Source organism: Pseudomonas sp. LBUM1663 (genome assembly GCF_059695905.1).
In genome coordinates this window covers 1,029,744-1,048,683 of sequence record NZ_CP166792.1, presented here as the reverse complement: position 1 = coordinate 1,048,683, position 18,940 = coordinate 1,029,744, and the positions used below count along the sequence as shown (strand labels likewise).

The 18,940-nt window shown below is 58.4% G+C and carries 22 protein-coding genes; 13 read left to right on the top strand and 9 right to left on the bottom strand.

Annotated elements, in window-relative coordinates:
* Window positions 1–58: 58 nt before the first annotated feature.
* Window positions 59–1,426 (bottom strand): DUF1329 domain-containing protein, encoded by a 1,368-nt coding sequence (locus tag ACA075_RS04595; RefSeq protein ID WP_497297462.1) that lies wholly within the window; start codon window positions 1,424–1,426, stop codon window positions 59–61.
* 23 nt (window positions 1,427–1,449) lie between these two features.
* Entirely contained in the window at window positions 1,450–3,243 is a 1,794-nt protein-coding gene (locus ACA075_RS04590; RefSeq protein WP_497297460.1) for a DUF1302 domain-containing protein, read from the bottom strand.
* 97 nt (window positions 3,244–3,340) lie between these two features.
* On the opposite strand from ACA075_RS04590, the gene ACA075_RS04585 reads away from it, so the two are divergent.
* The 3 genes from ACA075_RS04585 (at window position 3,341) to ACA075_RS04575 (ending at window position 6,517) form a co-directional block, all read left to right on the top strand.
* On the top strand, window positions 3,341–3,745 hold the full coding sequence (locus ACA075_RS04585) for a hypothetical protein (protein ID WP_497297459.1): 405 nt from the start codon (window positions 3,341–3,343) through the stop codon (window positions 3,743–3,745).
* Window positions 3,746–3,999: 254 nt separating this feature from the next.
* On the top strand, window positions 4,000–6,255 hold the full coding sequence (locus ACA075_RS04580; RefSeq protein WP_497297458.1) for a pyocin-S2/colicin E7-DNase domain-containing protein: 2,256 nt from the start codon (window positions 4,000–4,002) through the stop codon (window positions 6,253–6,255).
* Window position 6,256: 1 nt separating this feature from the next.
* Window positions 6,257–6,517 (top strand): bacteriocin immunity protein, encoded by a 261-nt coding sequence (locus tag ACA075_RS04575; RefSeq protein ID WP_497297457.1) that lies wholly within the window; start codon window positions 6,257–6,259, stop codon window positions 6,515–6,517.
* Between the two features lie 41 nt (window positions 6,518–6,558).
* Here ACA075_RS04575 and ACA075_RS04570 read toward each other — a convergent pair whose 3' ends face one another.
* The 5 genes from ACA075_RS04570 to ACA075_RS04550 form a co-directional block, all read right to left on the bottom strand.
* On the bottom strand, window positions 6,559–7,470 hold the full coding sequence (locus ACA075_RS04570; RefSeq protein WP_497297456.1) for an SDR family oxidoreductase: 912 nt from the start codon (window positions 7,468–7,470) through the stop codon (window positions 6,559–6,561).
* Between the two features lie 110 nt (window positions 7,471–7,580).
* Complete coding sequence (locus ACA075_RS04565) at window positions 7,581–8,483, bottom strand: alpha/beta fold hydrolase (RefSeq protein ID WP_497297455.1); 903 nt, start codon at window positions 8,481–8,483, stop codon at window positions 7,581–7,583.
* Complete coding sequence (locus tag ACA075_RS04560) at window positions 8,483–9,265, bottom strand: class II aldolase/adducin family protein (protein WP_497297454.1); 783 nt, start codon at window positions 9,263–9,265, stop codon at window positions 8,483–8,485. Before ACA075_RS04560 ends, ACA075_RS04565 begins: the two co-directional genes overlap by 1 nt.
* Before the next feature lie 131 nt (window positions 9,266–9,396).
* Entirely contained in the window at window positions 9,397–10,083 is a 687-nt protein-coding gene (locus tag ACA075_RS04555) for an LrgB family protein (RefSeq protein ID WP_219095748.1), read from the bottom strand.
* The gene (locus ACA075_RS04550; RefSeq protein ID WP_497297453.1) at window positions 10,073–10,459 is read right to left on the bottom strand and encodes a CidA/LrgA family protein; all 387 of its coding nucleotides are present in this window, start codon (window positions 10,457–10,459) and stop codon (window positions 10,073–10,075) included. Before ACA075_RS04550 ends, ACA075_RS04555 begins: the two co-directional genes overlap by 11 nt.
* 96 nt (window positions 10,460–10,555) lie before the next feature.
* Here ACA075_RS04550 and ACA075_RS04545 point away from each other — a divergent pair, with 96 nt between their 5' ends.
* Window positions 10,556–11,452 (top strand): LysR family transcriptional regulator, encoded by an 897-nt coding sequence (locus tag ACA075_RS04545; protein ID WP_497297452.1) that lies wholly within the window; start codon window positions 10,556–10,558, stop codon window positions 11,450–11,452.
* Here ACA075_RS04545 and ACA075_RS04540 read toward each other — a convergent pair.
* Window positions 11,433–11,888 carry a flavodoxin gene (locus tag ACA075_RS04540; RefSeq protein ID WP_497297451.1) on the bottom strand — a complete coding sequence of 152 codons (456 nt, stop codon included), beginning with the start codon at window positions 11,886–11,888 and terminating at the stop codon, window positions 11,433–11,435. The two genes, ACA075_RS04545 and ACA075_RS04540, sit on opposite strands and share 20 nt — an antisense overlap.
* 101 nt (window positions 11,889–11,989) lie before the next feature.
* Between ACA075_RS04540 and ACA075_RS04535 the strand changes: the two genes are divergently transcribed.
* Both ACA075_RS04535 and ACA075_RS04530 read left to right on the top strand, forming a co-directional pair.
* On the top strand, window positions 11,990–12,469 hold the full coding sequence (locus ACA075_RS04535) for a PAS domain-containing protein (RefSeq protein WP_497297450.1): 480 nt from the start codon (window positions 11,990–11,992) through the stop codon (window positions 12,467–12,469).
* Window positions 12,470–12,523: 54 nt separating this feature from the next.
* Window positions 12,524–13,129, top strand: coding sequence for a hypothetical protein (locus ACA075_RS04530; RefSeq protein WP_497297448.1), 606 nt, complete (start codon window positions 12,524–12,526; stop codon window positions 13,127–13,129).
* Window positions 13,130–13,131: 2 nt separating this feature from the next.
* Here ACA075_RS04530 and ACA075_RS04525 read toward each other — a convergent pair whose 3' ends face one another.
* The gene (locus ACA075_RS04525) at window positions 13,132–14,091 is read right to left on the bottom strand and encodes a MerR family transcriptional regulator (protein WP_497297447.1); all 960 of its coding nucleotides are present in this window, start codon (window positions 14,089–14,091) and stop codon (window positions 13,132–13,134) included.
* 206 nt (window positions 14,092–14,297) lie between these two features.
* On the opposite strand from ACA075_RS04525, the gene ACA075_RS04520 reads away from it, so the two are divergent.
* From ACA075_RS04520 to ACA075_RS04490, 7 genes are all read left to right on the top strand, one after another.
* Window positions 14,298–14,867 carry an antibiotic biosynthesis monooxygenase gene (locus tag ACA075_RS04520; RefSeq protein WP_497297445.1) on the top strand — a complete coding sequence of 190 codons (570 nt, stop codon included), beginning with the start codon at window positions 14,298–14,300 and terminating at the stop codon, window positions 14,865–14,867.
* Window positions 14,868–15,021: 154 nt separating this feature from the next.
* Window positions 15,022–15,732, top strand: coding sequence for a dihydromonapterin reductase (folM, locus tag ACA075_RS04515; protein WP_497297444.1), 711 nt, complete (start codon window positions 15,022–15,024; stop codon window positions 15,730–15,732).
* 22 nt (window positions 15,733–15,754) lie between these two features.
* On the top strand, window positions 15,755–16,330 hold the full coding sequence (gene folE, locus ACA075_RS04510; protein WP_497297443.1) for a GTP cyclohydrolase I FolE: 576 nt from the start codon (window positions 15,755–15,757) through the stop codon (window positions 16,328–16,330).
* A gap of 2 nt (window positions 16,331–16,332) precedes the next feature.
* Window positions 16,333–16,704, top strand: a complete 372-nt coding sequence (gene folX / locus ACA075_RS04505) for a dihydroneopterin triphosphate 2'-epimerase (RefSeq protein WP_008026970.1) — start codon at window positions 16,333–16,335, stop codon at window positions 16,702–16,704.
* A 68-nt stretch (window positions 16,705–16,772) separates the two neighbouring features.
* On the top strand, window positions 16,773–17,069 hold the full coding sequence (locus tag ACA075_RS04500; protein WP_497297442.1) for a DUF1244 domain-containing protein: 297 nt from the start codon (window positions 16,773–16,775) through the stop codon (window positions 17,067–17,069).
* Window positions 17,062–17,400: a HopJ type III effector protein gene (locus ACA075_RS04495; protein WP_497297441.1), complete on the top strand. Its 339-nt coding sequence runs from the start codon at window positions 17,062–17,064 to the stop codon at window positions 17,398–17,400. The genes ACA075_RS04500 and ACA075_RS04495 overlap by 8 nt, the downstream gene beginning before the upstream one ends.
* Before the next feature lie 272 nt (window positions 17,401–17,672).
* Complete coding sequence (locus tag ACA075_RS04490; protein WP_497297439.1) at window positions 17,673–18,923, top strand: 2-aminoadipate transaminase; 1,251 nt, start codon at window positions 17,673–17,675, stop codon at window positions 18,921–18,923.
* Window positions 18,924–18,940: the final 17 nt, after the last annotated feature.

Below are 18,940 nucleotides of genomic sequence, written 5' to 3'. Positions count from 1 at the left end.
CAGCCATAAAAAAGGCGACCCACCGGTCGCCTTCTGCACTGCGAATGTATCAACTCCCTTACCGGACACCCTCGGCACGCAACGCCGATGGCGTGTAGTCCGCCGCCTTGGCTTCGAAGCCGAATTCAAAGCTGTGCTTCTCTTCGTTCTTCATCCCCAGCGCAATGTATCGACCGGCAATGATGTCGTAGAGCGCTTCGAGCGTGTAAGCCTGGGCCTGGTGATCGTAGTAATACTGAGCGTGACCCTCGGCCACTCGCCACAGTTGTCCGCGACCGTCGTAGTGATCCACCAGCGCGACTTGCCAGCTGTCTTCGTCGATGTACATGTGGCGTTTGGCGTAGATGTGTCGCTCGCTCGGCTTGACCGTGCCGATCACTTCCCAGACACGGTGCAGTTCATAACGGGTCAGGTCCTGGTTGATGTGGCCGGCCTTGACGATGTCGTCGTACTTGAGGCTCGGCGAGTCGAGTTTGTAGCTGTTGTAGGGGATGTACATTTCCTTCTTGCCGACCAGTTTCCAGTCGTAGCGATCCGGCGCGCCGGAGAACATGTCGAAGTTGTCGGACGTGCGCAGGCCGTCAGCGGCGGTGCCCGGCCCGTCGTAGGCGACTTGCGGGGCGCGGCGCACGCGACGTTGGCCGGCGTTGTAGATCCATGCCAGACGCGGTTCTTTCACCTGATCGAGGGTTTCGTGCACCAGCAACACGTTACCCGCCAGACGTGCCGGCGCCGTGACCGACTGCTTGAAGAAGGTCAGCACGTTGGCGGCTTTTTCAGGATCCAGGTCCTTCATCAATTGCGGAACGGCGATCTCTTCCTCAAAGCGGATCGGCGTGTAGCTGCCGTTGGTCTGCGGCGTCACCTGGGTAATGATGCGTCGCAGGTTACCGCCGTGATAACGGGTGATGTGGTTCCACAACACCTCCACGCCATTCTTCGGAATCGGGAACGCGTAGTAGCGGTTGCCGGTGAAATTGGCCAGGCCGTTGCCATCATTGATGCTGTTCACGTTCAGCGCGCTGCGCTTGGCCGACTCGTAGATTTCCGGCGGCACGGCCACGGTGCGGTGAGTCGGGTAGACCGGGATTTTGTAGGTTTCCGGGTAGCGCTTGAACATCGCCACCTGACCTTCCGAAAGTTTGTCCTTGTACTTGTCGACGTTGGCGGGGGTGATCACGAACAGCGGTTTTTCGCTGGCGAACGGGTCAGCCAGGAAGCCTTTGCTGTCGACCGCGCCGGCGTTTTTAGGGATGCCACCGGTCCACGCCGGGATCGAACCGTCGGCGTTACCGGCCTTCTCGGCGCCGAGCGGCGTGAGGGTGGTGCCGAGTTTGTTCGCTTCGTCCGGCGACACCGCCGCCATCACGTTGGCCGCCAGCAGGCTCAGGGCCAGGGCGCCGCATTGCAGAATTATCTTACGCATCAAATTCATCCTTCTCAGCCAGATCAGAAGTTCACGCCGAAGCTCAGTGCCAGGAAGTCGCGGTCTTCCAGGGTGTTGTAGTCACCGCCGAAGAAATCGGTGTAACTCAGGCTCGCGGTATAGGTGTTGCGGTAGTCGGCATCGACACCGACGCTGACGGCCTTGGCGCCTTCGTTGAACAGCCCGTTGGGGCCATAGCCCGCGACGTCATGGGACCAGGACAGGTTGGGTTTGAGGTTGATCCCACCGATCACGTTGGCGTAATCGAGGATCGCCCGGGCACGGTAGCCCCAGGAAGTCGAGGTGACGAAACCGTCGGTATCGCCGCCGAAACCATACTGGCCGTAGACCGAGTCGCGGCCGTAACGCAGGTTGCTACGCGACTCCAGTCCACCGACGTGAACCACCGCCGCTTCGCCGACCAACGTCAACCGTTGTGCGCCCCACACCTGATCGAAGAACTGGGTGAGGGTGCTCTGGATCTGCGTGATTTCCTTGCGGCGGTAGCCTTTGTTGTCAGCGCCGGGGGTGGTGGCGATCGGTGATGCGGCGCCACCGGCAATCGGGTTGAGCAAAGCCAGGGTCAGGTCATTGGTGCTGACCTGTACCGGAGCATTCGGCCGATAGCTGATCTCGCCGCTCCACGCGGTGCCAGTCGGCAAGGTGGTGGAGAAACTCGCGCCGTAGAGGTGAATGTCTTCCGGGTATTCGAGGTAGTACTGACCGCGCCCGAGCATCACGCTTTGGGCCAGTCCCGCACCGCTGCCCGGCGCCAGACGGTTGGCCACACCCACCATCCCTGGCAGGCTGGCCAGTGTCGACAGGCCGGCAGTGGTGGTACCGACCGTCGGCGTGCGGCTGTGGTAGTTCATGAAATACAGGCCGTACTCGGTGTCATCACCGAGCCAACGCAACGCCGTGCCCCACTGCCCGGAGTCCCGCGCATCGCGGTCGCCACCACGGGGAACGACCACGCCCTCGCGGGTCACCTGGATAGGCTGACCGAAGGCTGCCGCCAGTGGCGCCAACGGAGCAATGGCGGGACTGCCGACGGTGTAATTGTTGTTGCAACCATCCGCCACCACGTCGTTGCCGAAGAAGGTGCCGCAGTTGTCGACGACGGTCTGGTCCCACTCCAGTTGATAGAAACCTTCCACCGAGAGCTGATCGGTCAGGCCCTGGGAGGCGAACAGCATGTTCACCGGAATCAGCCCTTCCTTGATCTCGGCGCCCGGACGACGGAACGCCGAGACGTCGATCGGGTTGATGCTGTTGATCGAGTTGCCGATGAAGGTACTTTCACCCCAACTGACCACCTGCTTGCCGGCGCGCACGGTGCCCGGCAGATCGGCGATGGAATAGTTGTGATACACGAAGGCATCGAGAATCTGCGCACCGGAGGACTTGGCGCCTTCCTTGCGGCCACTGTCACTGATCGGTTTGAACGGGCGATCTTCGTCCTTGAGCTCGAAGTCGTACCAGTACTTGCCACGGACAAACACGCCGGTGTCGCCGTACTTCAATTCCAGGTCGTGCAAGCCTTTGAAGATCTTGGAGAAGGTTTCGCCCTTCTCGAAGTTCTGCCGGCCATCATCACCGGTCGAAGACTGTCCGGTCCCGCCGTTGACGGTGCCCACCAAAGACTTATCGGCATCGCGCATGCCCCAACTCGCGCCGACGGACAGCGAGGAGTCGAACGTCCCCTCGATTTCGCCAATGTTGAACGCAACAGCCTGCGCCTGGGCACAGCAGCCCAAGGCAACCGCAGCGGCCAGCGCTTGCGGTGTGAAGATGGCGCGCATTGTTGTTTTTGTCATGCGTCTTCCCCGGTGAGTGACAGAAGGCCCCACCCTACTGCCGCACGTTGGGAGCGATAAGCGCACCAAGGAGGTATTCGTGGTGTACCTCTAAAGGATGAATGGCCTGATGGGGCGAGGGTTTGCGCCGGGTATGGACGGGCTGGATGGGGGACTATCAGCAGAACGCATGGCAGCTGCTACAGGGGACGTGGCGCGTCGGACTATTGCTCAGACTGCAACAGTGCATGTCGCGAATCGCTGTTTTTCCTTTCGGCTCAACGGCTTATTCTTGCCGGGCTTTCACGGCAAACCGCCAGAAAGCGCGAAACGATGGCGTGTGTTTAGTCCACGCCATTGGCGACAGAATCCAGATGAATCGACACTTTTTCGATTGATCGCCCTGTGTTCACTGACGTTGATTTGTAGCTCCTTGATCCAACGTCTTGCTTTGGCCGCTGCGTTTGCAGCGGCCTTTTTTATGGGCGAGGGTTTTGGGGATGGCGATGGGGATTTTCGCTGAAGAATCTCCTGCAAGATATTTCCTATAACCGCATAAGAAACATCTCTTTACGCGAAAGACATTCGCGTCTTTATTCCTGCCGCATCGAAACTTCTCTCAACCCTGTATGTAACAGCCCACACATCTCTCGGACCCAGACTTTCTGGTTTTGGTTGTAACCTTTATGGGCACGATGCAACAACTCGACTTTATTAAAAGACATACCAACAACGCGCGAATTCTAAATCGCCCTGCACATTCAAAAGGATATGAATATGCAAAAGCCACCGAGACCAGGTTTCCTAGACATCAGTGTGCCTGTCCATACGATCGGACAAGCACCCGATCACATAACACCTATACCGTTAACAGCGACCGAAGTGATTGCGGGCCCACACGGACACGGCATAGCGGTTTACTACCAGAATCTCAATACAATAAAAGCCACTTCCAATGCGTTGGAACAGGAATATCAAACCAAGTCCAGCCAATTGCCGCAAACCATTGAAAATGAACTGGCCGCCACTCGGCTTGAGGGTCCAACTGATCCACTTCCACCTGCACAATCGATAATTCGCGAACTGGATGTACGAAACAGACTCACTGCTCGAAAAACAGCCGAGTTCCACAATAAAACAGCTATTGCCCATTCTTTTTATGGAGGAGATCCATTTAACAGGCACATCAACGAATTCATGAAGAAGGCTACAACTATCGAAAAGAGGCCTACACCGAACGGCGTTGCCATGCAGGCGCTGTTTCAGTCCCTTCGGGCAGCTCACGATGCAAGATTGTTGGCTCAAGGCCTTGAGTTACTTAGACAGCAAAACGTCAATGTGCAGAACTTCCTCAGTGCTGTGCAGGCCAATGAGCAAGCCCAGCGAGCAGCTGCAGAGTTGGTGCGCGTAAATGAGGAAGCAGCAGCTCGGGCTCGAGAACAAGCGCGACTTGCAGCATTGGAAAATGCGCGGCGGGTGGCTACTGAGCAAGCTCGGGTTGCGGCGCAAGCAGCGGCGCAGCAGGTCGCTGCGGAAGAGGCTCGTCTTGAAGCGAAAGCTCAGGCTCAGGCTCAAGAACAGGCACGTATTGCAGAATTGAATACAGCCCTGGCCGAGGCTGAGGCTAATGCGAAAGCAGCTGCTCAGCATTTCGCAGCCGAACAGGCTCGTCTCCAAGCTGAAATGGAACAGCAAATCGAGCAGATACAAAGGCAGCTAGAGACGGAAAGACAGCGTCTGGAGACTCGCCTCAAAGTCATTGATTCAGCTACTGCCGTGGCTCAACGCCACGTTCAACGGGTGAATCTGATAGTTCAGCAGTTGAAGGAAAGGCAAGCGCAAGAGCGCGAGCGGCAACAGGGTCGTCTGACGGCAGAGGATGAGACTCGACGAAAACTTGAGCAAGCCCGCCTCTTGGGGTCAGAGGAAACGGAGGCCAGGTGGCAAAGCCCTACGTTTGCCAATGTCGGTTCGACCGCAGCATTCGGCCCAGCGTTTACCGGCACGACCGGAACTATCGGCAATAGCCCTGCGACCTCTCTGGCGTTAAAGACCGCGCTTCGCACAGCCGTATCCGCTGTCACCGCAACTCTTGCGACAGCAGCCGCGCCAGTTCTCGTAGGCTTCGCCGCCCTTTTCGCGCCATCACGGCTAGGTAACGGTGATCTGTTTTCTGTCAGTGTTCCGCTGTCAGAACTTTCGCCAGTTCCAACTGCCCATCTGTACGAACAAGCAGTCGCCGGGGGAACAATCGACCTGCCGGTTACCCTCGGTTCGAAGTCAATAGGTCATAGGGTTGAGATCGTCGTTGTCACCACAGACGGCGTGACAGTTCCCGCCAGTGTGCCGGTGAATCTGGCCCACTTTGATGCTGGCAACAATGTTTACGTATCGGGCAGCACTGTCGTCAACGGTCCAGTCATCACCTGGACACCGTTGGTGGAACCCATAAACCCCTCGACTGATCTTCCGCTGACCGAAACAGATCTGCCGATTTATGAAGGCGCTACTGTCACTCCCAACACCGGACGAGTCGATCCATTTCCAGAGCTGGATCGCTACGGGTTTGGTGGTTTTATTACCGTCTTTCCAATCGACTCCGGCATTCCTCCGATTTTCACGCTATTCAGGGATCGACGGCAGGACCCTGGAATTGCCAGCGGGAATGGAGAGTTCGTTTCAGGAATCTGGCTGGGGACGAGATCGCTGTCGGGAGGCGCGCCGATTCCCAAGCAGATTGCGGATCAACTTCGGGGGCGGGAGTTTTCGAATTTCAGAGCGTTCAGGGAAGCGCTCTGGAGAGCGGTTTCAGACGATTTGGAGCTGGCGACACAATTCAATGCCAACAATGTTCAAGAAATGAGTAACGGCCGAGCCCCTTTTTCTCGTAAAGCGGACAGATTAGGTGGCCAAGTAAAACTAGAGCTACACCATGTGAACCAAATTTCAAAAGATGGCGAGATATATGACATGGACAATATCCGAATCGTCACCCCGAAACGACACTCAGAAATACACAATGGAGATAAATGACATGAGCCTCTTTGACCTCTCCGACTACAGCGAAACAGAATTCCTTGAGTTCGTTTCCAGAATCTGCCAATCAGAATACCCGACAGAGAAGGAACAGATTGATGCAGTACTTTTGTTTGAAGAACTAACAGAGCACCCCGACGGATCCGACTTGATTTACTACGCAGATTCAGACGAAGACTCAACACCTGAAGCTATCGTTGCGAAAGTTAAAGCTTGGCGAAACATAAACGGCAAACCAGGCTTCAAACCCAAAGAATAAACATAAGGGAGCAAGCATTCATGCTTGCTCCCCTTACATTTTTAAATCGAATACTTCTGCAAATTCCCCATCATTTCCTTCAGCGCCTCAATATTGTCCTTCGGGTGCGCCGCCCCTTCGAAATCACAAATCTGCTGCCAATGCGCCGCCACATCCTCCGGCGAGAAGCCCTCCCGCGGATCAAACCCTGCGCCCAGGCTACGCTCCCAGCGAACCTTGCCCATCCAGCCGCCGCCGACTTCGAACAACCCGGACGTCTCCTGGCAATTTTCACTGGCCAGGTACACCACCAACGGGCTGACCAGTTCCGGTTTGAGTTGCTCGAACACTTGCGGCGGAATCAGGCCTTCGGTCATGCGGGTGCCGCCGGTGGGCGCGATGGCGTTGACCAGGATGTTGTTTTTGCGACCTTCGATGGCGAGTGTGCGGGTCAGGCCGTAGAGGCCGAGTTTGGCCATGCCGTAGTTGGACTGGCCGAAGTTGCCGTAGATGCCCGAGGTCGATGCGGTGAAGATCACGCGGCCGTAGTTTTGCTCGCGCATGTGCGGCCACGCGGCGCGGGTGACTTTGTAGGCGCCTTCGACGTGGACGCGATAAACCAGGTCCCAGTCGGCGTCGTCCATTTTGTGGAAGGTCTTGTCGCGCAGGATCCCGGCGTTGTTGACCACAACGTCGATGCGACCGAAAGCGTCGAGGGCGTGCTGGACGATTTTGTCGCCATCGGTAACGGAGTCGTGGTTGGCTTCGGCAATGCCGCCGGCCTCGCGAATTTCCGCCACCACGCGGTCTGCCGCCGACGCGTTGGCGCCTTCCCCTTGAGCCGAGCCGCCGAGGTCGTTGACCAGCACTTTTGCGCCTTGTTTGGCGAACAGCAGCGCGTGAGCCCGGCCCAGGCCGCCGCCGGCACCCGTGACGATCACAACTTTATCTTCGAAGCGCACAGACTCATTCATGGGGGAACTCCAGCAGACCAGGGACAATAAGTCCGAGTGTCAGGCACCAGGCTGCTGGTCACAATAAACACAGGTAGAGCTGAATGGTGCCCGATAAGGCTGGGGGATAGTCAGGAACAGGCGGCCCTGCGCGGCGGAGAAACCAGCCGTTCCCGAAACTCCAGGTAATGCTTGAGCACCTGCGCCGGCGCTTCGGTCTGTGGGTAATGGCCAATATCGGGCAGCAACACCGTGTCCGGGTTGGGGACCAGTTCCCGATAACGCTTGACCATGTGCGCGCCGGAAATTGGATCGACTTCACCATCGATGACCCGCAACGGGACTTCACCACGCTGCATGGCGTTGACCCAACGCTCGCGCTGGACGCGCCGCTCAGGAATATAAGCGATGAGCTTATGCATGATTCGCGGGCCGTTATTGCTGTCAACCAGACCCCAGAAATCATCCATCTCGCTTTCGGTGGGCCGAGTCTGCGGTCCGAATATTTGCTGGAAACTTTTCACCAGCCCGTCACGGCTGAAGGCTCGCCCGATCATCCAGCCCAAGGGGCTGAGCAGCAGCTTCTGCATCAACACCGGACGATGGGTTTCAGGAAACAGGCCACCGTTGAGGAACACGCAACTGGCGATATCAATGCGGGTTTCGTAATGCCGGGCCAGCAACTCCTGAGCCACGCTGTCGCCGTAATCGTGGGCCAACACATGCACTGGCTGCTCGACGTTCAGGTGAGCGAGCAAGGCCTGTTGCAAATCCGCCTGCTCCAACAGGCTGTATTCATGATTGACCGGTTTGGCCGAGTCGCCAAAGCCGAGCATGTCGCAGGCAATCACCCGATAGCGCTGCGCCAGCGGTTGCCACAGGTAATGCCAGTCCCAACTGGCGGTCGGGAAGCCATGAATGAGCAGCAGCGGCTCACCCTGCCCCGCCGTCCAGTAACGGATGGTCTGGCCACGGAATACGAACGTCTGGCCGCGTTTGCGCCAGACACACAGGGGGATCTCGGCAAGTGCCATTAGAGTTTATAACCCGGGTCTTGTTGATCGAGTTTGCGCAGCAACGCCGGCCAGGCCAACGCGCCGCCCATTCCTTGAGCACTTTTGGTCACGCCGGCGATCATCGCCTTGGCGCCCGCCAGAATCTGCGGCTCGATGGCAATCAGCTCGGCGCCACCGTTCTGCGCCAGCACCTGGATATCGCAGGCGCGCTGGAAGGTGAACATCATCAGAAACGTGTCGGCGATGGTGCTGCCACAGGTCAGCAGGCCGTGGTTGTGCAGCATCAGGAAATTGTTTTCACCCAGGTCGGCTTGCAGGCGCGCCTTCTCTTCATGGTTCAAGGCAACACCTTCGTAGGCGTGATACCCCAGGCTGGACAGCACAAACAATGACTGCTGACTGATCGGCAAAATGCCCTGCTTTTGCGCGGACACCGCGACACCCGCGGCGGTGTGGGTGTGCAACACGCACACCACATCGTGACGCACTTCATGCACGGCGCTGTGAATGGTGTAACCCGCCGGGTTGATCTCGTAAGGGCTGTCCATCAGCTTGTTGCCGGCCTGATCGACCTTGACCAGACTCGACGCAGTGATTTCGTGAAACATCAGCCCGAACGGGTTGATCAGGAAATCTTCGGTGCCCGGCACCTTGGCCGAGATGTGCGTAAAGATCAGATCGTCCCAACCATGCGAGGCAACCAGACGATAACAGGCAGCCAAGTCGACGCGGGTCTGCCACTCGGCGGCACTGACTTGGTCTTTGACACTCTGGGGGGATTGGACGGGAGCAACTTTCACGGCAAGGACCTCCTGTTCTTATTGTTTTACTGTCGTACAACAGTCTAGTCAGCCCCCGGATTTCGTGTAGTTGCATTGGCAGCCAGCTTGATGGCCTAACGAGTCAGTTCAGAAGAAAGCCTGGATCCATGTCAAAGGACCGCCGCCAACAAGGGCGCGGCAAACAGGTTCAAAAGCCCTGTCAGAACCATGACCAGCCCCGCAACCGAGCCTTCCTCACCGCCCACTTCGTGGGCCCGACTGACACCGGCACCGTGCGCCCCGACGCCAAACAACGCGCCACGCGCAAGGGCACTGCGCAAGGGCAGCCACTTCAGCAGAATGCCGCCAAGCATCGCCCCGAACACCCCGGTGAACATCACGAACACCGCCGTCAGTTCCGGCACGCCACCGAGGTCGTGAGCCAGCGGCATGGCAAACGGCGTGGTGATGGAACGTGGCACCAGCGACATCGTCACCGAACTGTCCAGCGCCAGCGCCTTGGCCAGCCCGAACGAGGTGCCGATGGACGCCGCACTGCCCGCCAGCATTCCGAGCAGCAACGCCGACCAATGCCGCATCAGCATCTGCCGCTGTTGCCAGATCGGCACCGCGAACGCGACGGTCACCGGCCCCAGCACCAACATCAGCCAATGGGTGTTGCTCGAATACTCGGCATACGCGGTGTGCAGCGGCACCGCGAGGGCCAGCAGCAGGGCCGGGACCAGAATCAGCGGCGACAGCAGATAACGCCCGGTGCGACGGTAGATCCAGCGACTGAATAAATAGGCCGAAAGGGTGAAGGCCAGCCAGAACATCGGCATCAGCTCAAGCTTCATGGGACCTCCTCAACCGCACCACACTTTCCACGGTAAACGCGGTGACCAGCATCACCATCAGCGTACTGACGCCAATCACCAGCAGAATCCGCCAGCCGTCGTCGCGCATCAGGCTGCCGTAGTCGAGCAGGCTCATCAGCGCCGGGATAAAGAACAGCAGCATCTCGGCCATCAACAGGCCGGCCCCCATTTGCAACGCCGCCGGTTTGATCCCGCCAACAGCGAAGGCCAACAGCAACAGCGCCATGCCGATGACACCACCCGGGATAGGCCAGGAAAACCCTGCGGCGATTTCGCAGCCGAGCAGGTAGATGCCGAGCAACACGGCCAGTTCAGCGGTTAATCGAGCCAGGCGTTTCAAGGTTGGTGCATTCATGGTTTCGGTCCTCACAGGTGCTCATTCTACGGAGCGGGCTGCTATCCCCGAAACGAATTGTTAGACTCGGCTCTATTCCAATCTGGAATCCTGCACATGGAATTCAAACAGCTACGCAGCTTCGTCGAAGTGATGCACCAAGGTGGTTTCACTCAAGCCGCCAAGACCCTGCACATCAGCCAATCGGCGGTCAGCAAGCAAGTCGCCCAGCTGGAACAGAGCCTGGGCACACCGCTGCTCGAACGTTTGGGTTCCCAGCTTCGCCTGACCGCCGCAGGCAGCGTGGTGCTGCAACGGGCCGAAGGCATGCTGCGGCTGCGCAACGAGTTGCTCAGCGAGTTGGACGATTTGAGCCAACTGGCTCGCGGGGAATTGCGTCTGGGCCTGCCATTGCTGGGCAGTGATGCGCTGTTCGCCGGGCTGTTTGCCGAGTACCGGCGGCGCTACCCGAACATCAGCATTCAGTTACTGGAGGGCGGTAGCCTGAACATCGAACAGGCGGTGTTGAGCGGTGAGCTTGAACTCGGTGGCAGTCTGTTACCGAAGGATCCGCAGTTCGCCTTTCAGCCTTTCTGTGACGAGCCGTTGGATGCGCTGCTGCCCGCCGATCATCCCCTGGCGACGAAGTCGGTGATCGGATTGGAGGAATTGTCCGATACGCCGTTCCTGCTGTACCAGCGCAGCTTCGTGCTCAACGACCGTTTGCTGCAGGCCTGTCATCAGCTGGGGTTTACGCCCAAGGAAGGTGGGCGCAGTGGCCAGGCGGATTTTCTCGCGGCACTGGTGGCGGCCGGCCAAGGCGTGGTGCTGTTGCCCAGCGTGGTGGCGCGCGGGCTGGTGCGCCCAGGGGTGGTACGCCTGACCTTGAATGCGCCGAGCTATTTGCGCTGGGACATTGCCTTTATCTGGCGGCAGGGTGCGTACCTGTCTAAAGCCGCGCAAGCCTGGCTCGCCCTGCTGCGCGAGCGGCCGGTCAGCCCCGCAGCGCGCTGATCAACTCGGCCAGCCAAGGCTCGGCGTCGGTTTCCGGGGTCACACTTTCGCTGGCATCCAGGCGCAGCATCGGCAGCACTTCGCGCAGGCCCAGTTCGCCGAACAATTCACGCATCTGCTCGCCGCCCCCGCAGAACGTATCGCCATAACTTGCATCGCCCAGGCCGATCACCGCCCCTGGCAAACCGCGCCAGGCCGCAGGCAATTGGTCACGGATCATCGAATACAGCGGTTGCAGGTTGTCCGGCAACTCACCCATGCCGGTGGTCGACGTTACCGCCAGAAAGGCTTCCGGGCCGAAGGCCTGGACATCGGCAAGCATTGCCCGCGGGTTATGCCAGGTTTCGAAACCCGCTTCTTTTAAAAGAGTGGCGGCGTGGCGGGCAACTTCTTCTGCCGTGCCGTACACCGAGCCGGAAATGATGGCAACTTTCATCAATCGATCCTGAAGCTGAGTAAAAGACACAGATATTAACAGCACAGCCTTATTTGATCTTTTAGAATGCTGCCCTCAACCCACTCGGAAAGGATTCTCCGATGATCAACGCTCAACTGCTACAAATGGTGATCAACGCTTCCAACGACGGTATCGTGATTGCCGAAAAGGAAGGCGACCAAGACAACATCCTGATTTACGTAAACCCTGCGTTTGAGCGCATGACGGGTTACACCAGCGAAGAAATTCTCTACCAGGATTGCCGTTTCCTGCAGTCCGGCGACCGGGATCAAAAAGAAGCCCTCACCGCGATTCGCGAATCGTTGGCCCGTGGCGGCTCCTGCCGTGAAATCCTGAGAAACTACCGCAAGGACGGCACCCCGTTCTGGAATGAACTGTCCGTTTCTACAGTGAAGAACCCAAGCGATGGGCAAACTTATTTTATAGGCGTGCAGAAAGACGTTACGGTGCAGGTCAAGGCACAGCAGCGGGTTGCGCAACTGGAAGCACAATTGGCCGAGATGCAAGCCGAGCTTGCCGCACTGAAAGCGACGAACGGCGAAAACAAAACGGCGAATTAATTGTCATTAACTACAATCACCGATGACTTTGTAACTTTTTCTTTCGAGTTAGCCATGCAACGCGACGCACTCCTGACACAGGATGAGCTGGATTTCATCCAGACCATGCAACACAACCCGCAACTCAATGTGCGGGATGCGACGTCGAGTCTGCTCGTCAACGGTGGATCGCAAATCCGTGATTTGCTCACGCGTCTGGCGGCCCATGAGCAAGTCACCATCCAGGCCAACTTCGAAAACCAGCAAATGACCTTTCCGCTGCACCTGGTGGAAGACGAATTTCATGCGCTGCATTTGCGCCTGGGCGTGCCGAGTATTTATGAAGACGGGCCGATGGTACGGCCATGGCGCCTGACGCTTGAAGACCCTGTGGCGCTGGAAAATGCCAAAGGCCAACCCGGCACAATGTGGGTGCATGAAATATCGTTCAAAGGGGTTTTGCTGGAAGTTCGCAACAAGACCAAACCGCCCAAACACTTCGCGTTGTGGTTCAGTCCTTCAGGTTATGAGCGAATTGCATTGCGCGGCACTTTTGAGCGCGAAACCGAACAAGGTTTCTACGCCTACGAACTGAGCCAGAGCGACAAGGACGAGACCGAGCGACTGCGTCAGTACATCCTTCAGCAACATCGTCTGACACATCCCGCCCTGCACATCTGATCTCAGGTATCCAGGTTTCCTGCCAGGAACTGTTTTAGACGCTGACGCATCACCATCCCCTCATTCCCCAGACACCCGATCGACGATCCGGCCAGGCTGTCCTGTGCCAGGTCCGACGCATCGCCGGCCAGCAACAACTGACAATCCAGGCTCAAGGCCAGTCGATTCAGACGTCGAGGCATCTCGGGGGCCGGCGCGTGATTGGACACCAGAACCAATGCCGTGGGCTTGATCCGCTCGCAAACCAGAGTCAACTCGTCGAAGGGCTGACCGATCGCCAGCAATTGAATGGCCGAGTCGACACTGCTCAGGTACAGCGCCGTGACCAGCACTTCGAGTTCATGAGCCTGATCGGCCAAGGCGCAGACAATCACACGTCGAGGCTGCATGACGCGCACAAGCAGCATGCGCTGCAACACGCGGGAACGCAGGAAACCATCCAGAAACAGCCATTCGCTGGTCTGACCGAACGCGTCATGGCGCTGCAGCATCAACTTCCAGATCGGCATCAGGATGTCCTGGAACACCACGGCCAGGGGGTAACTGGAAAAAATCTGTCCATAGACTTGCTCCAGCTTAACCTCGTCAAACGCCGTCACCGCCACCTGAACCTCCTGCTGCCACTGGGCGTAGTCGGCCTGAACGAGTTCGTCGGGAATGATTTTCGCCAGGGCTTTGAGCGGCTCGGTCTTGGCCAGTATCTTGCCGACCTTGCTCACGGCAACGCCGCGGTCGATCCAGCCAAGAATGCTGCGGACCTTTTCAATATCCGCCATCGAGTACAGCCGATGCCCGCTTTCGGTGCGTGTGGGCTGGATCAGGCCATATCGTCGCTCCCATGCCCGCAACGTAACGGGGTTGATACCCGTCAGGCGCGCCACTTCACGGATGGGAAACAGCTCTTCCTGTTCCAGTGCAGCTCCTCGCTGCAAAACTGGGAGACTTTCAGTCAGGACAGGCATGTGGAAATTAACGTCCGCGTGCAAAATTGGATCCCATTCTAACTCTTCCACCCCACTGTTCAAGGCTGAAAAACGACGATGTCGCTGGTGTATACGTCAGAATCAGGAATAATCCTTGCTTGTCTCAAGACGCAGCCCATCACCCCGGCGCTGCGCCTGGCGAAACTCCTACCCGGGGTGACGCGTTTGTTATACGGAGATTCACCATGTCTACCTCACCCGTCACGCTGATGGTTGCGCGCCGCGTCGCCGATGGGCGTTATCAGGACCTGATGGCTTGGTTGCGCGAAGGCGAACAACTGGCCACCGACTTTCCCGGTTATCTCGGCTCAGGCGTGCTCGCCCCGCCGCCCGGCGATAACGAATTCCAGATTATTTTCCGCTTTGCCAACGAGCAAACCATGCACGCCTGGGAGCATTCCGCTTCGCGTACCGCATGGCTAGCGCGCGGCAGCGATCTGTTTGCGCATAAGACGGAACATCGCGTGAGTGGCATTGAAGGCTGGTTCGGTGCGGTCGGCCAGCGCCCACCCCGCTGGAAGCAGGCCGTGGCGATCTGGTTGGCATTCTTTCCGGTTTCCCTATTGTTCAACTTTGTATTGGGGCCGTTGCTCGGCGACATGAGCCTGCTGCCGCGCGTGCTCATCAGCACCCTGTGCCTGACGCCATTGATGGTCTACTTCTTCATTCCGTTGTCGACCCGCGTGCTGGCCGGCTGGCTGAACAGCACTCCGGCGCGGCCGTTGCCCGTAGAATCCACCCCTCAAAACCACTGATCCCTGTAGGAGCGAGGCTTGCCCGCGAAGAAGACAACTCAGTTCAACAGATAGACCGAGTTATCGTTCTTCGCGGGCAAGCCTCGCTCCTACAATAGCCACCTCACGGCTCGTCGCTGGTATAGTTTTGCTCTTACCGCGACGCGAGCCGTTCATGACCTCTTCCGCAGCTCCGATCCTCATCACCGGTGCCGGCCAGCGTGTCGGCCTGCACTGTGCGCAGCGTTTGCTCGAAGACGGCCATTCGGTGATCTTCAGCTACCGCAGCGAACGCCCCGGCGTGCAGACATTGCGCGACCTGGGCGCCACTGCGGTATTTGCCGACTTCTCCACTGAGGCGGGGATCCTCGCGTTCATCACTCAACTGAAAACCCACACCGACAGATTGCGAGCCATTGTCCATAACGCTTCCGAATGGCTGGCCGAAACCCCGGACACGGACGCCGAGGCCTTCACCCGCATGTTCAACGTGCACATGCTGGCGCCCTACCTGATCAACCTGCACTGTGCCGACTTGCTCGAACGCTCAAGCCCCGCCGACATCGTTCACATCAGCGATGACGTGACCCGCAAGGGCAGCAGCAAACACATTGGCTACTGCGCCAGCAAAGCCGGACTCGACAGCCTCACCCTGTCCTTCGCCGCGAAATATGCGCCGACAATCAAGGTCAACGGTATCGCGCCAGCCCTGCTAATGTTCAATCCCGACGACGACGCTACGTACCGCGCCAAGGCCCTGGCCAAGTCCGCGCTGGGCATCGAACCCGGCAGCGAAGTGATCTACCAGAGCCTGCGTTATTTGCTCGACAACCCTTATGTCACCGGTACGACCCTGACCGTCAACGGCGGACGGCACATCAAATAAGCGGCCCCCGCGAGGATGTTCCATGACGTTATCCCTGCACCAGAACGCCCTGTCCCAGAGCTATCGCGAAATCCTCATCGGCCTCGGTGAAAACCCCGACCGCGAAGGACTGCAAGACACCCCGGTTCGCGCGGCCAAGGCCATGCAGTACCTCTGCCATGGCTACGACCAGAGTGTCGAAGAGATCGTCAACGGCGCACTGTTTGCGTCAGACACCGACGAGATGATCATCGTCGCCGACATCGAGCTGTACTCGTTGTGCGAACATCACCTGCTGCCCTTCATCGGCAAGGCCCATGTGGCTTATATTCCAACGGGCAAGGTGCTGGGCCTGTCGAAGATCGCGCGGCTGGTGGACATGTTCGCCCGGCGCCTGCAAATCCAGGAAAACCTCACCCGGCAAATCGCCGACGCAGTGCAACAGGTGACCGACGCCGCCGGTGTCGCGGTGGTCATCGAAGCCAGGCACATGTGCATGATGATGCGCGGCGTCGAAAAACAGAATTCGACCATGAACACCTCGGTGATGCTCGGCGCCTTCCGCGAGTCGAGCAACACCCGCCAGGAGTTTCTGCAATTGATTGGACGGAGCAAGTAGCAATGCCACAACTTCAACCAGGAATGGCACGCATCCGGGTCAAGGACCTGTGCCTGCGGACCTTCATCGGGATCAACGAGGATGAAATCCTCAACAAGCAGGATGTGCTGATCAACCTGACCATCCTGTATGCCGCTCAGGAAGCGGTGCGTGACAACGACATCGATCACGCACTGAATTACCGGACCATCACCAAAGCGATCATCGCTCACGTGGAAGGCAATCGCTTTGCCCTGCTCGAACGCCTGACCCAGGAAATTCTCGATCTGGTCATGGCCAATGAGTCGGTGCTGTACGCCGAGGTCGAAGTCGACAAGCCCCACGCGTTGCGTTTCGCCGAGTCGGTGTCGATCACCCTGGCCGCAAGCCGCTGACCGCGTCTGGCGCATTGTCCGCCAGACTTTTATCATCCGCGCCACGATTGGATTGCACAGAGCCCGCCATGAACGATCAACAACGCCTGGAACTTGAAGCCGCCGCCTTTCGCCGGCTGGTCGCCCACCTGGACAGCCGCAAGGACGTGCAGAACATCGACCTGATGAACCTCTCGGGTTTCTGCCGCAACTGCCTGTCCAAGTGGTACAAGGCCGCCGCCGATGAACGTCAGATCGAGGTCAGCCTCGATGACGCCCGCGAAGTGGTTTACGGCATGCCTTACGCCGAGTGGAAAGCCCTATACCAGCAAGAAGCCAACGCCGAACAACAAGCGGCGTTCGCCAAAGGAAAACCCAATGAATGATTTGACTACCCTGCGCACCAGCCTCAAGAGCGGCGAACACGTTTTCGCCGACACCTTGGCGTTCATCGCCGCGGGTTATGACTACCAGCCTCAGGCTTTCAACAACGGTGGCGTGGAAAACGCCGCCGGGCAGAACGAAGGTTCGTGCAAGACCCTGGGCCTGGCGCTACTGGAAGGCCTGAGCGATGAAGAAGCGCTGTTGGCATTTGGCGAGCATTACCGCTCGGTCGTGGCCACGCCTGAAGGCAACGACCACGGCAACATTCGCGCGTTGATTACGCATGGTCTGGCCGGCGTGAAGTTCTCGCAGCAACCGCTGACTCGTCGCTGATCAAAGCCCGCAAAACACTTCACCAGTGACACTGGACCTGTGGCGAGGGAGCTTGCTCCCGCTGGACTGCGTAGCGGTCCCTCTTTTTTGGGGCCGCTGCGCGACCAAGCGGGAGCAAGCGCCCTCGCCACAGGTTACGCTTTGCCTGCCCATCTCTCATTCGCACACATCCCGACTTTTAAGATTGACCCGGCCACTTTATTTCGTTTGCCCCAAACCACTGCTCACGGCTTAGATAAAAAGAAGCATCCCTTCTTCTGAGTCAGGTACCCATGAGCAGCGAAACCATCAGCCAGTCGATCAACGTCGTTCATCCCGTCACGCTCAGCCACGGCAAAAACGCCGAGGTGTGGGACACCGATGGCAAACGCTATATCGACTTTGTCGGCGGCATCGGCGTACTTAACCTTGGCCATTGCCATCCGAGCATCGTCGAGGCCATTCGCGAACAAGCCACCCGGCTGACTCACTACGCGTTCAACGCCGCACCGCATGTGCCCTATCTCGAACTGATGGATCGTCTGACCGCGTTCATGCCGGTGGACTACCCGGTCAGCGGCATGCTCACCAACAGCGGCGCAGAAGCGGCGGAAAACGCACTGAAGATCGTGCGTGGCGCCACCGGTCGCACCGCGGTCATCGCGTTCGACGGCGCCTTCCACGGCCGTACCCTCGCCACACTCAATCTCAATGGCAAAGTCGCGCCTTACAAACAGAAAGTCGGTGTGCTGCCGGGGCCGGTGTTCCATTTGCCGTACCCAAGCAAGGACAACGGCGTGACCTGTGACGATGCCTTGAAAGCCATGGATCGACTGTTTAGTGTCGAGATCGACGTTGAAGATGTGGCCTGTTTTATCGTCGAGCCGGTGCAAGGCGAAGCGGGGTTCCTGGCGATGGACGTGGCGTTCGCCCAGGCGCTGCGCACGTTCTGCGATGAAAAAAATATTCTGCTGATCGCCGATGAAATCCAGTCTGGCTTCGGCCGCACCGGCGAACGTTTTGCGTTTTCGCGCCTGGGCATCGAGCCGGACCTGATCCTGCTGGGCAAAAGCATCGCCGGCGGCGTGCCACTGGGCGCGGTGGTCGGGCGCAAGTCGCTGCTCGACACCTTGCCCAAAGGTGGACTGGGCGGCACCTATTCGGGCAACCCCATCGCCTGCGCCGCGGCATTGGCGACGCTGGATGAAATGACGGATGCCAACCTGCACGCCTGGGGGTCGCAACAGGAAGAAGCGATTGTCAGCCGTTACGAGTCCTGGCACGCAAGCAAACTTTCACCGTATCTGGGTCGTTTGACCGGCGTCGGAGCGATGCGCGGCATCGAACTGACCCATGCCGACGGCTCCCCGGCCTCGGCGCAGTTGACGCAACTTCTGAGCCTGGCACGAGACGCGGGTTTACTGCTGATGCCCAGCGGTAAATCGCGCCACATCATTCGGCTACTGGCACCGTTGACGACTGAGGCGACAGTGCTGGAGGAAGGGCTGGATATTCTTGAGGCGTGCCTGAAGAAACTGGCCTGATCCCAAGCTCATGCAGC

Coding starts and splice junctions, on each gene's coding strand:
- ACA075_RS04530 (WP_497297448.1), top strand. CDS start 12,524: ATGCAACGCGACGCACTCCTGACACAGGATGAGCTGGATTTCATCCAG.
- ACA075_RS04535 (WP_497297450.1), top strand. CDS start 11,990: ATGATCAACGCTCAACTGCTACAAATGGTGATCAACGCTTCCAACGAC.
- ACA075_RS04555 (WP_219095748.1), bottom strand. CDS start 10,083: ATGAAGCTTGAGCTGATGCCGATGTTCTGGCTGGCCTTCACCCTTTCG.
- ACA075_RS04525 (WP_497297447.1), bottom strand. CDS start 14,091: ATGCCTGTCCTGACTGAAAGTCTCCCAGTTTTGCAGCGAGGAGCTGCA.
- ACA075_RS04575 (WP_497297457.1), top strand. CDS start 6,257: ATGAGCCTCTTTGACCTCTCCGACTACAGCGAAACAGAATTCCTTGAG.
- folE (WP_497297443.1), top strand. CDS start 15,755: ATGACGTTATCCCTGCACCAGAACGCCCTGTCCCAGAGCTATCGCGAA.
- ACA075_RS04570 (WP_497297456.1), bottom strand. CDS start 7,470: ATGAATGAGTCTGTGCGCTTCGAAGATAAAGTTGTGATCGTCACGGGT.
- ACA075_RS04590 (WP_497297460.1), bottom strand. CDS start 3,243: ATGACAAAAACAACAATGCGCGCCATCTTCACACCGCAAGCGCTGGCC.
- ACA075_RS04565 (WP_497297455.1), bottom strand. CDS start 8,483: ATGGCACTTGCCGAGATCCCCCTGTGTGTCTGGCGCAAACGCGGCCAG.
- ACA075_RS04585 (WP_497297459.1), top strand. CDS start 3,341: ATGAATGGCCTGATGGGGCGAGGGTTTGCGCCGGGTATGGACGGGCTG.
- ACA075_RS04545 (WP_497297452.1), top strand. CDS start 10,556: ATGGAATTCAAACAGCTACGCAGCTTCGTCGAAGTGATGCACCAAGGT.
- ACA075_RS04580 (WP_497297458.1), top strand. CDS start 4,000: ATGCAAAAGCCACCGAGACCAGGTTTCCTAGACATCAGTGTGCCTGTC.
- ACA075_RS04595 (WP_497297462.1), bottom strand. CDS start 1,426: ATGCGTAAGATAATTCTGCAATGCGGCGCCCTGGCCCTGAGCCTGCTG.
- folM (WP_497297444.1), top strand. CDS start 15,022: ATGACCTCTTCCGCAGCTCCGATCCTCATCACCGGTGCCGGCCAGCGT.
- folX (WP_008026970.1), top strand. CDS start 16,333: ATGCCACAACTTCAACCAGGAATGGCACGCATCCGGGTCAAGGACCTG.
- ACA075_RS04495 (WP_497297441.1), top strand. CDS start 17,062: ATGAATGATTTGACTACCCTGCGCACCAGCCTCAAGAGCGGCGAACAC.
- ACA075_RS04550 (WP_497297453.1), bottom strand. CDS start 10,459: ATGAATGCACCAACCTTGAAACGCCTGGCTCGATTAACCGCTGAACTG.
- ACA075_RS04520 (WP_497297445.1), top strand. CDS start 14,298: ATGTCTACCTCACCCGTCACGCTGATGGTTGCGCGCCGCGTCGCCGAT.
- ACA075_RS04540 (WP_497297451.1), bottom strand. CDS start 11,888: ATGAAAGTTGCCATCATTTCCGGCTCGGTGTACGGCACGGCAGAAGAA.
- ACA075_RS04490 (WP_497297439.1), top strand. CDS start 17,673: ATGAGCAGCGAAACCATCAGCCAGTCGATCAACGTCGTTCATCCCGTC.
- ACA075_RS04500 (WP_497297442.1), top strand. CDS start 16,773: ATGAACGATCAACAACGCCTGGAACTTGAAGCCGCCGCCTTTCGCCGG.